15 protein-coding genes are annotated in these 13,290 nt (G+C 60.5%); 9 read left to right on the forward strand and 6 right to left on the reverse strand.

All coding sequences use genetic code 11. The annotated features are described in order from the left end of the window. Nucleotides 1-31 precede the first annotated feature (31 nt). The 3 genes from KW841_RS21560 (at nt 32) to KW841_RS21570 (ending at nt 2,549) form a co-directional block, all read left to right on the forward strand. Nucleotides 32-1,453: a transglycosylase SLT domain-containing protein gene (locus tag KW841_RS21560; RefSeq protein WP_218479684.1), complete on the forward strand. Its 1,422-nt coding sequence runs from the start codon at nt 32-34 to the stop codon at nt 1,451-1,453. A 103-nt stretch (nt 1,454-1,556) separates the two neighbouring features. Further along, nucleotides 1,557-1,991, forward strand: a complete 435-nt coding sequence (locus tag KW841_RS21565; protein ID WP_015094020.1) for a DoxX family protein — start codon at nt 1,557-1,559, stop codon at nt 1,989-1,991. Between the two features lie 249 nt (nt 1,992-2,240). Beyond that, nucleotides 2,241-2,549 (forward strand): class I SAM-dependent methyltransferase, encoded by a 309-nt coding sequence (locus KW841_RS21570; protein ID WP_218479685.1) that lies wholly within the window; start codon nt 2,241-2,243, stop codon nt 2,547-2,549. A gap of 3 nt (nt 2,550-2,552) precedes the next feature. Here the strand turns inward: KW841_RS21570 and greB are convergent, their stop codons facing one another. From greB to KW841_RS21585, 3 genes are read right to left on the reverse strand one after another with little or no spacing between them, the layout of a single operon-like run. Then, nucleotides 2,553-3,050, reverse strand: coding sequence for a transcription elongation factor GreB (gene greB, locus KW841_RS21575; protein WP_007973570.1), 498 nt, complete (start codon nt 3,048-3,050; stop codon nt 2,553-2,555). A 34-nt stretch (nt 3,051-3,084) separates the two neighbouring features. Continuing rightward, nucleotides 3,085-5,589 (reverse strand): ABC transporter permease, encoded by a 2,505-nt coding sequence (locus KW841_RS21580; RefSeq protein WP_218479686.1) that lies wholly within the window; start codon nt 5,587-5,589, stop codon nt 3,085-3,087. After that, nucleotides 5,589-6,272 (reverse strand): ABC transporter ATP-binding protein, encoded by a 684-nt coding sequence (locus tag KW841_RS21585; RefSeq protein ID WP_218479687.1) that lies wholly within the window; start codon nt 6,270-6,272, stop codon nt 5,589-5,591. Before KW841_RS21585 ends, KW841_RS21580 begins: the two co-directional genes overlap by 1 nt. 10 nt (nt 6,273-6,282) lie before the next feature. On the opposite strand from KW841_RS21585, the gene KW841_RS21590 reads away from it, so the two are divergent. From KW841_RS21590 to KW841_RS21600, 3 genes are all read left to right on the forward strand, one after another. Further along, the gene (locus KW841_RS21590; RefSeq protein WP_007973565.1) at nt 6,283-6,888 is read left to right on the forward strand and encodes an arylesterase; all 606 of its coding nucleotides are present in this window, start codon (nt 6,283-6,285) and stop codon (nt 6,886-6,888) included. A 56-nt stretch (nt 6,889-6,944) separates the two neighbouring features. Then, nucleotides 6,945-7,238, forward strand: a complete 294-nt coding sequence (locus tag KW841_RS21595; protein ID WP_003226812.1) for a hypothetical protein — start codon at nt 6,945-6,947, stop codon at nt 7,236-7,238. Nucleotides 7,239-7,866: 628 nt separating this feature from the next. Continuing rightward, complete coding sequence (locus KW841_RS21600; RefSeq protein ID WP_007973563.1) at nt 7,867-8,841, forward strand: L,D-transpeptidase family protein; 975 nt, start codon at nt 7,867-7,869, stop codon at nt 8,839-8,841. Between the two features lie 123 nt (nt 8,842-8,964). On the opposite strand, the gene oprI is transcribed toward KW841_RS21600, so the two are convergent. Next, nucleotides 8,965-9,216, reverse strand: a complete 252-nt coding sequence (oprI, locus tag KW841_RS21605; RefSeq protein WP_003199355.1) for an outer membrane lipoprotei OprI — start codon at nt 9,214-9,216, stop codon at nt 8,965-8,967. A 641-nt stretch (nt 9,217-9,857) separates the two neighbouring features. On the opposite strand from oprI, the gene KW841_RS21610 reads away from it, so the two are divergent. Further along, a complete protein-coding gene (locus tag KW841_RS21610; protein ID WP_007973562.1) occupies nt 9,858-10,145 on the forward strand; it encodes a GNAT family N-acetyltransferase in 288 nt (95 codons plus the stop codon). An 85-nt stretch (nt 10,146-10,230) separates the two neighbouring features. Here the strand turns inward: KW841_RS21610 and KW841_RS21615 are convergent, their stop codons facing one another. Next, nucleotides 10,231-11,307: a 3-deoxy-7-phosphoheptulonate synthase gene (locus KW841_RS21615; RefSeq protein WP_007973561.1), complete on the reverse strand. Its 1,077-nt coding sequence runs from the start codon at nt 11,305-11,307 to the stop codon at nt 10,231-10,233. A 187-nt stretch (nt 11,308-11,494) separates the two neighbouring features. Beyond that, nucleotides 11,495-11,938: a PilZ domain-containing protein gene (locus KW841_RS21620; RefSeq protein WP_007973560.1), complete on the reverse strand. Its 444-nt coding sequence runs from the start codon at nt 11,936-11,938 to the stop codon at nt 11,495-11,497. Between KW841_RS21620 and KW841_RS21625 the strand changes: the two genes are divergently transcribed. Next, a complete protein-coding gene (locus KW841_RS21625; RefSeq protein WP_218479688.1) occupies nt 11,937-12,323 on the forward strand; it encodes a co-chaperone YbbN in 387 nt (128 codons plus the stop codon). The genes KW841_RS21620 and KW841_RS21625 overlap by 2 nt on opposite strands. Then, a complete protein-coding gene (locus KW841_RS21630; RefSeq protein ID WP_218479689.1) occupies nt 12,320-13,273 on the forward strand; it encodes a putative 2-dehydropantoate 2-reductase in 954 nt (317 codons plus the stop codon). The genes KW841_RS21625 and KW841_RS21630 overlap by 4 nt, the downstream gene beginning before the upstream one ends. Nucleotides 13,274-13,290: the final 17 nt, after the last annotated feature.

A 13,290-nucleotide genomic window follows, 5' to 3' on the forward strand; every position in this document is an offset into this window, starting at 1 on the left:
GAAGCGGCCTCATATTCTTTCCGGAGAGTGGATGATTCGTCCCTCGGTTTTGCTACTGCTGTGTTGTTCGCTGCTACTGCCGATGACGGCGGTCGCGCGTCTGCCCGGGCCGCTGCAAGCCGTACCGGCCAGCGAGGTGCGCGACCTTGCGCAGATCCGCAGCAGTCGTGTGCTGCGGGTGCTGGTCAACCAGAGCCGCAACAGTTCCGGCGAAGTCCAGGGGCAGGCGATCGGGGTTGAATACCATCGCCTGAGAGCGTTCGAGCAATACCTCAACGGCCACGCCCGTGACGGTCAGGAAATCACCCTCAAGATCATTCCCAAGGCCAAGGATCAACTACTCGGCGCCTTGCAGCGCGGGGAGGGTGATCTGGTGGCGCCAGGCGAGTTGCTCGACCTGCAACCGGGCTTCGCCGTCAGCACCAGTGAGCCGATTGCCAGCAACATCCCGTTGGTCCTGGTGGGCATCAAGGGCGAACGCCGCTACACCCGGCTTGAACAGCTCTCCGGCAAGACCCTGGCGCTACCCGCCGGCAGCGCCGCCGGGGATGCCATCAGCCAGATCAATCAAAAGCTCGCCCTGCACAAGCTGCCGCCGGTCGACATCGAGTGGGTCGATCCGAGCCTTGCCGTCGAGGACGTACTGGAGATGGTCCAGGGCGGAATCTTTCACCTGACCATCGTCGAGCAACCGATTGCCGAACGCTGGGGCAAAATCCTGCCCAAGCTGCGTTTCGACAAGCAGGTCGTCATCAGTGAGCCGGGCGAAGAGTTCTGGTTCGTGCGCCGTGATGCGTCGATGCTGCGGGCCAGCATTGATCGCTTCCTCACCGTCTACAAAAAACCGTCGGATCAGGACGCTGCATTCCTGCGCATCTATCGTCGTCTCTATCAAGTGCACTATCCACTGGCCAAGGCGGACCGGCAGCGCCTGGAAAAACTGCGTCCGGTGCTGCAGAAACACGCCGATGCCCAGGGCATGGACTGGCTGAACCTGGCGGCACTGGCCTTCAAGGAGTCAGCGTTGCAGCCCACCGCCCGCAGTGGCGGCAGCCCGACCGGCCTGATGCAGATCACGCCTTCTGCGGCGCAGCGGGTGGGGGTCAGCAACATTCAGGACGTAGACGGCAATGTGCAGGCCGGGGCCAAGTACCTGGCGATGATCCGGCGCAAGTTCTTTGCCAGCCCGAAACTCAACGAGCGCGAACGCATGGCTTTCGTGTTGGCGGCCTACAACATCGGGCCGGAGCGGGTTCAGGGCATGCGCACCGAAGCCCGGCGGCGCGGCTTGAATCCCAACCAGTGGTTCTTCCAGGTCGAACGCGTGGCCATGGAACAGGTGGGTATGGGGCCCGTCAGCTATGTTAATAGCGTGAACAAGTATTACTTGGCGTTCGACCGGGAGCGGGAGTCGTTGGAGCCCCAGGGACAAAAGGTTGTCTCTCGCAAATGATCAACTAATCTGATTGTAATGGTGGGTTTTTTCCGCTTTTAACATATGATTTATTGATTAATATGGCAGCCAACCAACACACATTGACAAGGAATGAAACAGCATGAGCACTCTGATCAACAAGGTACTGTTTACTCGCGCCGGCTACGGCCTGACCGTTCTGCGCATCGTGGTCGGCATTGTTTTCGCCGCTCACGGTGCGCAAAAACTCTTCGGGGCATTCGGTGGTTATGGTCTGGCCGGAACCGCGCAGTACATGGAAAGCCTCGGACTGACGCCGGGTTACCTGATGGCGGCACTGGCAGGCGGCACCGAATTCTTCGCCGGCCTGGCGCTGATCATCGGCTTGCTGGTTCGCCCGGCTGCATTGGGCCTGATCTTCCTGTCGCTGGTCGCGATTTTCTCGGTGCACATCAGCAATGGACTGTTCATGGCCAACAATGGTTATGAGTTCGCCCTGGCCTTGCTCGGTGGCAGTATCGCGGTATTGATCGAAGGTGCGGGCAAACTCTCGGCGGACCGTGTCATCGCCGGTTGACCGCTCTGGCTCAACAAAAAAAGGCCCGCATCGTGCGGGCCTTTTTTGTTGAGCGTCATTCTTGACACTGTCCAGTCAGCTTCTCTAGGATGTTGCTCATGCGCCGATTTAAACAGCTACTTGCGGGGCGCCAGGTGACTCATCCAGTTGCCGATAGAAGCCGGAACAGGCTTCGAAATACCGCTAAAGCGCTGGTTCGGTGTTGCCTCTCACCTGCCATGCAGACTTTTGAGGCAGAGACACGACACAATGAATGCACTAAACCCGGTTGTACGTCCCGCGCCGATCACGGCACATCTCACCCAGCGCAATCCAAAAATCCTGCTTGGCGGCAAACATCAGCCGACGCTCTTGCGTTATCTCGACGGCTGGCCACGTCGTACCGGCGGTCCCGCTGCCTTTCTGATCCAGTTTGTCGAAGACGGTGAGTCGCTCGCGCGTTTCGCCGACGACAGTTTTGATCTGGCAGTGATTCAATCCCCCAGCCTCGAAGACGCTTCCGAGGTGATCAGGCAACTGACCCGCGTTGCCCGGCAAGGGCTGATCACCCGCCCTTGAGTTTTACGGGTAGTCGATCGCCACGATATAAACACACTGCTCACCAGTCGGTGTCTGGACCCGGACCTCGGCGTCCAGTGCCTTGCCGATCAGGGCTCGGGCCAATGGCGAGTCAATGCTGATCAGGCCTTGTTTGAGGTCCAGTTCATCCGGTCCGACAATGCGGTAGCGCGACTCTTTGCCATCCTCGTCCTCGATCGTGACCCAGGCGCCGAAATACACCTTGTTCGGATCGCTGGGTTTTTCGCTGACAACCTTGAGCGCTTCCAGGCGTTTGGTGAGAAAACGCACGCGGCTGTCGATCTCTCGCAGCATCTTTTTGCCGTAGGTGTACTCGGCGTTCTCCGAGCGATCACCCTGTGCCGCGGCTTCGCTGACGGCCTGGGTCACCTGGGGCCGACGCACATGCCACAGCTCATGGAATTCGGCGCGCATCCGCGCTTCACCCTCGGGGGTGATCAGCGCGGTGCCGGCGGTGCGGGGAGGGCGGTAACGGCTCATGGCAACTTCTTGTGGGGGAGACGGCTGGAGTCTATCAACCCTCGCGCAGAACTGTCAGCGGGCTGGCGTTCAATGCCCGACGGGTGCCGAACACACCGGCACCGCCGATCAGCACCGCGCCCAGCAGTGGCAGCAGCAACAGCCAAGGATGCGGGTGCCACGGCAGGTCAAAGGCATAGCGGTAGAGCACCATGCTCACCAGTTCCGAGCCCAATGCCGCCAGCAAACCGCTGACCGCACCCAGCAAACCGAACTCGATGCGTCGCGCCTTGACCAGCAATTGCCGTTCGGCCCCCAGCGCGCGCAGCAGCGCGCCCTGGCGAATGCGTTCGTCCAGCGTCGCCTGCAGGCCGGAAAACAGCACCGCCATCCCTGCCGCCAACACAAACAGCAATACATACTCCACCGCCAGGGTGACCTGGGCGAGGATGCTGCGCAGTTGTTCCAGCAAGGCTTCGACCTGCAGGATCGTCACCGCCGGGAAGGCTCTGGACAGGTCGACGATCTGTTGGTCATGTCCCGATGCCAGATAGAAACTGGTCAGGTAAGTCGCCGGCAGATCCTTGAGGGTGCCGGGCTGGAAAATCATGAAAAAGTTCGGCTGGAAGTTATCCCAGTTGATCTCCCGCAGGCTGGTGACTTTCGCCTCGCGATTGACCCCGCCCACGCTGAAAACCAGGTGGTCGCCGAGCTTGAGTTTCAGGCTTTCAGCGACTTTGCCTTCCACCGACACGCCGGGAACATCGTCCGGCGTTTGTTCGTTCCACCAATTGCCCGCCGTGAGCTTGTTGCCCGCCGGCAGGTCCGCCGCCCAGGTCAGGCTCAGGTCGCGCTGGATTGCCCGGTCCCCGGCCGATTCCTTGGTGACGATCTGCTGTACCGGCTCGCCGTTGATGCTGATCAAGCGCCCCGGCACCACCGGGTACAAGGGGGCCGATTTTGCCGACACGGCGATCAGGTGATCGGTGAAGGCCTGTTTATCCGCAGGCAGGATGTTCAGGGCGAAGTAATTGGGGGCGTTTTTCGGCAGCTGGTTCTGCCAGGTATCCAGCAATTCACCGCGCAGCAGCGCAATCAGCGCCATCGACAGCAGGATCAGGCCGAACGCCAGGGACTGGCCTGCGGCAGCGAGCGGATGACGCAGCAATTGCCCGAGTCCCAGGCGCCAGGGCAAGGACGCACGCGCGAGCAAGCGCCGCAGACTCTTCAACAGCAGCAGTAACAAGCTGCCCAGCACCAGCGCTGCAATCACGCCACCGCCTAGCAGAGCGAAGGTCAGCACCAGGTCCAGGCTCAGGCGCCACATGATCAGGGCGAGGGCGCCCAGCGCTGCACCGTAGACCATCCAGGTGCTGGAAGGGATCGGCAGCATGTCCCGGCGCAGCACGCGCAATGGCGGAACCCGGCCCAGAGCCGCCAGTGGCGGCAAGGCGAAACCGGCGAGGGCCACCAGTCCGGTGCCGATCCCGGCGACGGCTGGAAACAGTCCGCCCGGAGGTACGTCGGTCGGCAGCAAGTCGTGCAGCAGGGCAAACAACCCCAGTTGTGCGAGCCAGCCGAGGAGGGCACCGCTGATGCTGGCCAGCAGCCCGAGCACGGTCAGTTGCAGGCTGAACAACACCAGGGTTTCCCGGCGCGACAGTCCGAGGCAGCGCAGCAAGGCACTGGCATCGAAGCGACGCGTGGCGAAGCGGGTCGCCGACAACGCCACCGCCACGCCGGACAGCAACACTGCCACCAGGCTGGCCATGTTCAGGTAGCGTTCGGCCTTGCCCAAGGCGCCGCCGATCTGCCGGTTGCCATCCCGGGCGTCCTGCAAGCGCTGGTTGGCGGCGAGTCCCGGTTTGATCAGTTGCCGATACGTCTCGAGTGTTTGGGCATTGCCTCGCCATAATTCGCGATAGCTGACCCGGCTGCCGGGTTGCACCACGCCGGTTGCCGCAAGGTCGCCGAGATTGATCAGCACCCGCGGCGTCAGGCTGTAGAAATTGCCGGCGCGGTCGGGTTCATACGTCAGCACTCGCGCCAGTTTCAGGGTTTTCATGCCGACATCGATGCTGTCCCCGATTTTCAGGTCCAGGGCGGTCAGCAGGCGGGCTTCGACCCAGGCTTCACCGGGTTGCGGTCCGCCACCGGCGCTTTCCGTGGCGAACGGGGCGGGCGCGCTTTTCAGTTCGCCGCGTAGTGGGTAGGTGTCATCGGCCGCCTTGATGCTGGACAACTGGATGCCGTTGTCGGTGGCGATGACGCTGGAAAACTCCACCACTTGCGCATGTTGCAGTCCCAGGTCTGTGCCGCTTCTTATCTGTTCGGGGCGCGCGGGCGAACTGCCTTCGAGGAGCAGGTCGGCACCGAGAAACTCAGTGGCGCGCAGCATCATGGCGCCATTCAGGCGGGCGCCGAAATAGCCAATGGCAGTACTCGCGGCCACGGCCACCAGCAAGGCAAAAAACAATACGCGCAATTCACCGGCGCGGGCGTCGCGCAGCAATTGGCGGATGGCGAGCCTGAACAGGCGCAACAGCGGCAGGCGTGCCATCAAGGCTCCACAGGGGCGACCAGCAGGCCGGCTTCAAGACGGATCAGGCGCCGGCACCGATGGGCCAGGCGTTCATCGTGGGTCACCAGCACCAGGGTCGTGCCGCGTTCCTTGTTGAGTTCGAACAGCAGGTCGCTGATGCGCTCGCCGGTGTGGCTGTCGAGGTTGCCGGTCGGTTCGTCGGCGAACAGCACATCGGGTTCGGCGGCAAACGCGCGGGCAATCGCCACGCGTTGTTGCTCGCCCCCGGAGAGCTGGCGCGGCGAGTGAGTCAGGCGTTGACCCAGGCCTACACGTTGCAGCAATTGGGTGGCGCGTTCGCGGGCGTCTTTGCGGCCATCGAGCTCCAGCGGCAGCATGACGTTTTCCAGGGCATTGAGACTGTCGAGCAGCTGAAACGATTGGAAGACAAAACCCACGTGCTCGGCGCGGATGCGCGCACGCTGGTCTTCATCGAGGTTGCTCAGGCCCTGCCCGGCGAGGGTGACTTCGCCACTGCTCGGCAGGTCGAGACCGGCGAGCAGGCCCAGCAGTGTGGATTTTCCGGAACCGGAAGCGCCGACGATGGCCAGGCTGTCGCCCTTGTTCAGTTCCAGGCTGAGTTCGTGCAGGATGGTCAGTTCACCTTCCGCGCTGGGAACCACTTTGCTAAGGTCCTTCGCGATGAGAATGCTTGCGCCCATGGAGAGTCCGATGCGTGTCTGGTTTTTGAGTGCTGGCCTGGCCTTGATGTGCATGGCCCAAAACGCAGCGGCGGGTACAGTCCTGATCGTTGGCGATAGTATCAGCGCCGGTTTCGGGCTGGATACCCGGCTGGGGTGGGTGTCGCTGCTTGAACAGCGGCTCAGGCGCGAAGGTTTCGACGACAAAGTGATCAATGCGTCCATCAGTGGCGACACCAGTGCCGGAGGCCAGGCGCGCCTGCCCGCGCTGCTTGCAGAGCATAAACCGGAACTGGTGATCCTCGAGTTGGGGGGGAATGACGGCCTGCGCGGTTTGCTGCCAACTCAATTGCAACAAAATCTTGCCTCGATGATCGACAGCTCCCGGGCCAGTGGTGCCAAGGTGCTGTTGCTCGGCATGCAATTGCCACCCAATTACGGTGCGCGTTACACCAAGGCGTTCGCCGAGGTCTACAGCAACCTGGCCGATGAGAAAAAGATCCCGCTGGTGCCGTTTTTCCTCGACGGCGTGGGCGGTCATCCGGAGTTGATGCAGGCCGACGGCATACACCCGGCGGCCGGGGCCCAGGACAAGTTGCTGGAAAATGTCTGGCCTACTCTAAAACCGCTGTTATGACACTTTTCTAGACGCAGGCTTTCGGCTAAGGTGGCGCCCCCGATTTGGAGCCCCCGATGCCGCGTCCCGCCTGGTCACTATTTGCCTATCAACTGATCGAGCCTGACGAACAGCTGGATCTGTTCGCCTGCCAGGAAGTGCGGGTGCATCTGGTGACCCGTCAGCTGGAGTTGGGCGGCTCGGCGGACCGGACCCTTTGCGGCAGCCTGTTGCCGGCGCAACCGCGCTGGTCGAGTGTTGATCGCCGGGTGTTTCAGGATCAGCGGCTGTGTTCGTTGTGCAGGGCCATTCTTGAGTCGCAGAAGCGGGGGACGTCGCCGATCTGGCCTGAATTGCGGTTTGAGCTTTAGTCTGTCGTCGTGAAGCAGCGGGTCGTGTACATATCCATTCCTGTGGTAACGGCGGCTTATGGTTTCGCCCTTACGGCGAGTCCCTTTTGTCAAACGACACAAAAGGAACCAAAAAGTCTCGCCCCTTACGTACGGCCCCTCGCTGAGGCTCGGTGTTCCTTCGCTCCGGTGTCCATCCGGGGGCATTGCCCTCCGGTCGGCTTCGCTTCGACCTACATGCAATGAGTTCGACTGCGTCGAACGGCGCTGCGCGCCCATCCCCGGATGAACACCTCCGCTCAGCCTGCCGAGGGGGCGGGTGGATCAAGATCAAGAGCGGCAGGCGAGCTAACGCTCGGCCTGTTGAGTGGTGAAGAGCGTCTGTGTACGCCGGTCCATTGTAGGAGCTGCCGCAGGCTGCGATCTTTTGATCTTGATCTTCCGCTTCTTCGACATGGTCAAAAATCAAAATCAAAAGATCGCAGCCTGCGGCAGCTCCTTCAGGGAAACATGCACGCATCAGGACCACGTTCCGAGTGGCCATTACCGCCCTGCATTGCCTGCAATCGGGCCATCTCCCCGAAATAACGGGCGGCAGTGTACAATCGCCTCCTTATACCCTCAGTTGATCATGCGAAGGATTTTCCGGATGTTGCCGCGCTTTCCTGCCGTCACCCGCTGCCTGACCCTTGCCGCCCTTTTTGTGGCCGGTCCCGTTGCAGCATTGGAGTTTCCCCTGCCACCGCCCGGTGAGGACATCATCGGCCAGGTGCAGGTGATCAAGGCCAAGTACGAAGACACCTTCGCCGACCTTGGTACTGCCTATGACCTGGGCTACACGGAAATGGTCGCGGCCAACCCGGGTGTCGATGCATGGTTGCCGGGCGCCGGCACGGAAATCATTCTGCCGACTCGCTTCATCCTGCCACCAGGCCCGCGTGAAGGCATCGTGATCAACCTGGCCGAGTACCGCCTGTACTACTACCCGAAAGGCAAGAACGTGGTGTACACGTTCCCGCTGGGTATCGGTCGTGAAGGCTGGGGCTCGCCGATTGCCCACACCAGCATCACCGCCAAGACGCCTAACCCGACCTGGACGCCTCCGGCGTCGATCAAGGCCGAACACGCGGCAGATGGTGATCCGCTGCCCAACGTCGTGCCGGCAGGCCCTGACAACCCTCTGGGCCCGTTCAAGTTCACCCTGGGCACTCCGGGCTACCTGATCCACGGTTCGAACAAGAAGTTCGGTATCGGCATGCGCACCAGCCACGGTTGCTTCCGCATGTTCAACAACAACGTGCTGGAAATGGCAGGCATGGTGCCGGTCGGTACCTCGGTACGGATCATCAACGACCCGTACAAGTTCGGCATGAGTGGCGGCAAGGTCTATCTGGAGGCGCACACGCCGCTGGACGACAAGGGCAACCCGTCGGTGGTCGACAAACACACTGCGGTCATCAATGCGATGCTCAAGCGTGAAGACATCACCAACAACCTGCGCATGAACTGGGATGTGGTGCGGGATGTGGTGGCCGCTGAAGACGGTCTGCCGGTAGAGATCGCAGTGCCGGGCAACGGCGTCGCGCCGATGGTGTCGAGCACGCCGATCGATCCGCTGCAGTAACGCTTGCAAAGAGCCCGTCGACGCAGACCGCGTCGACGGGTTTTTTATTGCCTGGAGAAACGCCGGGCAATAAAAAAGCCGACCCAAAAAATGGGTCGGCTTGATAACAATCCCGAGGGATTATTACTTGCGGCTAGCTTTGTCCAGCATGCGCAGAGCACGCTCGTTAGCTTCGTCAGCAGTCTGTTGTGCTTTTTGAGCAGCAGCCAGAGCTTCATCAGCTTTACGGTAAGCTTCGTCTGCACGAGCCTGGGAGCGAGCAGCTGCGTCTTCAGTAGCGGTCAGACGTGCTTCGGTTTCTTTCGATGCGCTGCTGCAACCGGTAGCCAGAACTGCGGCCAGAGCCAGAGCAGAGAATTTCAGAACGTTGTTCATCGTGTTCCCCTTCAAGGACTTTCTATTAAGTAGCTATCTCCTCCGATTGAGGAAATAGCCGGCGTACATACTACCCATTACTTGTAGTAAGTAAAACTGACGTGAAGCAAGAAGCAAAAAAAATTGTAGGCGTTGATTCTTTTTCGAGCAACTTTTAACTGAATTGTTTAAAAAATATCCAGCTGCAAGGCCCGTGGCTGAGCGAACTGCCGAGAAAAAGTTCCTTCGGCACAGCGCTCTTTTTCCCCGGCTGGCTAAAGTCCGCCTATATGGATTCGTCTACACTTTTGTTCGGCTTTTGCGTGGCGCCTCTCACTATCTTTCTCGATGTTCAGGTGACTTTAACAACGGGCGCTCGTCTTAAGTCTCAACATCCGGCAATGTTCAGGCTATCGACCCGGAGTGACCTTCGGTCGAGCCATTCCTGCGTGATTACGGAGCAGCACCCGCCAACGGGCATGATGACGAGCGTACCTTGAGCATTTCTGTCAATGGTGCCTACTATTTGTACGTGCTCGGTAGCGCGAGATCGGTGCAGCTCTTCTCGGTGTCCATTCAGGCACGGGGTGGCGTAGATGTTCCTTCGCCGGAAAAACATCGGTAAGGTAGGGGTCGGAATTCCAGACCCGCGAGGAGTAGTGATGAGCGAGGCGTTGTCCATCCACCATGACCAGGCTGGTCATCAGTTCGAGACCAATGTGGACGGTCATCGTGCCTATCTGACCTATATGGATCTGGGGAAACAGACCCTGGATATCTATCGCACCTTCGTGCCCAACGCATTGCGTGGTCGCGGTATTGCGGCAGCCTTGACCGAGAAGGCGCTGGAGTACGCTGACGAAATGGGCTACACCGTCATTCCATCGTGCTCCTACGTCGAGCGCTACATGGAGCGTCACCAGCGGCATGCGGCCAAGCTGAGTCAGTGACTTTCAGGCAAACGAATGCATAAAAAAACGCCGGGTTCTACCCGGCGTTTTTTTGTGTGCGCTTTTTGAACAGGCCGTCAGGCGATCAGCTGCGATCGCGTTTAGGCAGCACATCCTTGAGCTTGGCATGCATGCTGCGCAAGGTGTTTTCGGTCGCGGTCCAGTCGATGCAAGCGTCAGTGATCGACACGCCGTACTGCAGGTCGGCGAGGTCTTTCGGGATTGCCTGGGCGCCCCAGTTCAGGTGGCTTTCAACCATCAGGCCGATGATCGACTTGTTGCCTTCGAGGATCTGGTTGGCGACGTTTTCCATCACCAGCGGTTGCAGGGCCGGATCCTTGTTGGAGTTGGCGTGGCTGCAATCGACCATGATGTTCGGCTTGATCTTCGCCTTGTTCAGCGCCTGCTCGCAAAGCGCAACGCTGACCGAATCGTAGTTCGGCTTGCCGTTGCCGCCGCGCAGCACCACGTGACCGTAGGCATTGCCCTTGGTCGTCACGATGGAGACGCCACCTTCCTGGTTGATGCCCAGGAAGCGGTGCGGGCTGGAAACCGACTGCAGGGCGTTGATCGCCACGGTCAGGCCGCCGTCGGTACCGTTCTTGAAGCCGACGGCCGAGGACAGGCCGGACGCCATTTCACGGTGAGTCTGGGATTCGGTGGTGCGCGCGCCGATGGCCGACCAGCTGATCAGGTCCTGCAGGTACTGCGGGGAGATCGGGTCGAGGGCTTCGGTGGCGGTCGGCAGGCCTTTTTCGGCCAGGTCCAGCAGCAACTGGCGACCGATGTGCAAGCCATCCTGGATCTTGAACGAGTCGTCCAGGTAAGGGTCGTTGATCAAGCCTTTCCAGCCGACGGTGGTACGCGGCTTCTCGAAATACACGCGCATGACCAGATACAGGGTATCGGACACTTCGGCAGCGAGAACCTTCAGGCGCTCGGCATACTCGTGGGCGGCCTTGATGTCGTGGATCGAGCAAGGCCCGATGACGACGAACAGGCGGTGGTCGGTGCCATCCAGAATGTTGCGAATGACTTCGCGGCCCTTGGTGACGGTGCGCAGTGCGGCGTCGCTCAGGGGAATATCGCGCTTGAGCTGGTCAGGAGTGATCAGCGTCTCGTTGGAGGCGACGTTTAGGTCGTTGATCGGTAAATCAGCCATCGTTTACTCGTCAGGTCACGGGTGCCGGCCGCCAGCGAACCCGCGCGGCGGAGCACAGCAAATTAAGCGCGTCGGGGAGCCGAACCTTAGCGCGTTACACCGTGGCTCGACAATGGGCAGACGCCGGTTTGGTGGGCTTTCGCAGTCAGTTTCCCTGCCGTGAGGGCCAAACCGATCAAGTACGCCCCTATTCCGGCACCGGCTGCGCAAAAGCCTTGCGCACCGATTCGTGGGAGAACTCGTCGGCATGCTCCTGGACCCATTCGAGCGCCAGGGCCTGAACATCCTGCAAGTCTTCGTGGGACTCATGCAGGCGGCAGTAGCGTTCGATCTGGCACACCTGCTCACCCATTCGGGCGCTGAACAGCGTTTGTTCGTCGACGAAAGCGATGCCCACCAGATAACCGCGTTTGCGCCGCAGGCACCAGGCGACATAGCCCAGATAGCGCATGTCCGGGTTCACGGTCGGCATGCGTACTTCCAGTGCCGTGCCGTAGCGCCATGCGCGGTGATAATTGCAAGCCATGCCCCCGAGGCTGATAGTGTGCAGCTGCCGTCGCGAAATACACTCAGGTTTGAGCAAGGTTAATTCGACAGGCACATCGTCAGGGTGAGGAATGAATCGTCCCATGAACACAGACTCCATGTGTCGGCCATCTGACATTGTTCTCCCCAGTATAGTGGTCGAATTGGAACTGACCGATTTTGACGCCGACCAACGGCTACTGGCGATGAGCGGTGTTTCGCTGGTCATTTTCACCAGTGTCGGCTGCGCCAGCTGCCGTTTTGCCCGCGAACAATTACCGACACTCGATCTGGCCGTCGATCGACTGTGCTGGATCGATGCCGGCAATAACGGCGGGCTGGTCGAGCGTTATCAGGTCTTTCATTTGCCGGCGCTGTTTGTCGTTCGCGACGGCGAGTTTTTCGGAGCACTGAAATCGCGCCTGACCGACACAGAGCTCAATCGAGCCGTGCGCCAGGCGTTGAGTCGAACAGCAGAGGAGTTGCCATGATGGGGACAGTTGCCAGGCCGACAATCGGCATTATCGGGACCGGCGCAATCGGTGGGTTCTACGGGGTGATGCTGGCGCGTGCCGGTTTTGATGTGCATTTTCTGCTGCGCAGCGAGTTTTCCGCCGTGGCCGAGCACGGGTTGCAAGTCGATAGCGCGCCCCACGGTGCGCTGAAGCTGAACCCGGTACAGGCTTACTCAAAGGCTGAAGACATGCCGCCCTGCGACTGGCTGCTGGTGGGCGCGAAAACCACCAGCAATGCAGATCTGGCACCGGCCATCCTGCAGGCGGCGGCACCGGATGCCAAAGTGCTGCTGTTGCAAAATGGCCTGGACGTCGAAGACAGCCTGCGCGAGTTGCTCCCCGATTCGCTGCATGTGCTCGGCGGACTCTGCTACATCTGCGTCCATCGCGAGGCGCCGGGCGTCATCACCCATCAGGCGCTGGGCGCGGTGCACGTGGGATATCACAGCGGTCCCGCCGATGGGCCGACACGCACTGCGATAGTCGAGGAGGGTGTCGACCTGTTCCGCAGCGCCGGGCTCGATTCCCAGGCCATGGCGAATTTGCATCAGGCGCGCTGGCAAAAACTGGTCTGGAATATCCCTTACAACGGTCTCTCGGTTTTGCTCGGGGCGAGCACCACGCCGTTGATGGCCGATACCGACAGTCGCGAACTGATCAAGGCGCTGATGGCTGAAGTGGTGCAAGGCGCAATTGCCTGCGGGCACGACGTACCGGCAGGGTATGCCGAACACCTGTTCATGGTGACCGAAAAAATGCCCGACTACTGGCCGAGCATGTACCACGATTTCCTGCACAAGCGGCCGCTGGAGCTGGCCGCGATCTACGCTCGACCACTGGCGGCCGCCAGGGCCGCGGGATGTGAAATGCCACGCATCGAGGCTTTGTATCGCAGCTTGAGTTTCATTGATCGACGCAACACCTGAGTCGACCGACCTGAGGG

The organism is Pseudomonas sp. PDM28 (genome assembly GCF_019219115.1).
GTDB lineage: Bacteria > Pseudomonadota > Gammaproteobacteria > Pseudomonadales > Pseudomonadaceae > Aquipseudomonas > Aquipseudomonas laurylsulfatiphila.

Bases quoted from the DNA above. Each gene is read 5' to 3' on its own strand.
- KW841_RS21560 (WP_218479684.1), top strand. From the start codon at position 32: ATGATTCGTCCCTCGGTTTTGCTACTGCTGTGTTGTTCGCTGCTACTG.
- KW841_RS21565 (WP_015094020.1), top strand. From the start codon at position 1,557: ATGAGCACTCTGATCAACAAGGTACTGTTTACTCGCGCCGGCTACGGC.
- KW841_RS21570 (WP_218479685.1), top strand. From the start codon at position 2,241: ATGAATGCACTAAACCCGGTTGTACGTCCCGCGCCGATCACGGCACAT.
- greB (WP_007973570.1), bottom strand. From the start codon at position 3,050: ATGAGCCGTTACCGCCCTCCCCGCACCGCCGGCACCGCGCTGATCACC.
- KW841_RS21580 (WP_218479686.1), bottom strand. From the start codon at position 5,589: ATGGCACGCCTGCCGCTGTTGCGCCTGTTCAGGCTCGCCATCCGCCAA.
- KW841_RS21585 (WP_218479687.1), bottom strand. From the start codon at position 6,272: ATGGGCGCAAGCATTCTCATCGCGAAGGACCTTAGCAAAGTGGTTCCC.
- KW841_RS21590 (WP_007973565.1), top strand. From the start codon at position 6,283: ATGCGTGTCTGGTTTTTGAGTGCTGGCCTGGCCTTGATGTGCATGGCC.
- KW841_RS21595 (WP_003226812.1), top strand. From the start codon at position 6,945: ATGCCGCGTCCCGCCTGGTCACTATTTGCCTATCAACTGATCGAGCCT.
- KW841_RS21600 (WP_007973563.1), top strand. From the start codon at position 7,867: ATGTTGCCGCGCTTTCCTGCCGTCACCCGCTGCCTGACCCTTGCCGCC.
- oprI (WP_003199355.1), bottom strand. From the start codon at position 9,216: ATGAACAACGTTCTGAAATTCTCTGCTCTGGCTCTGGCCGCAGTTCTG.
- KW841_RS21610 (WP_007973562.1), top strand. From the start codon at position 9,858: ATGAGCGAGGCGTTGTCCATCCACCATGACCAGGCTGGTCATCAGTTC.
- KW841_RS21615 (WP_007973561.1), bottom strand. From the start codon at position 11,307: ATGGCTGATTTACCGATCAACGACCTAAACGTCGCCTCCAACGAGACG.
- KW841_RS21625 (WP_218479688.1), top strand. From the start codon at position 11,937: ATGAACACAGACTCCATGTGTCGGCCATCTGACATTGTTCTCCCCAGT.
- KW841_RS21620 (WP_007973560.1), bottom strand. From the start codon at position 11,938: ATGGGACGATTCATTCCTCACCCTGACGATGTGCCTGTCGAATTAACC.
- KW841_RS21630 (WP_218479689.1), top strand. From the start codon at position 12,320: ATGATGGGGACAGTTGCCAGGCCGACAATCGGCATTATCGGGACCGGC.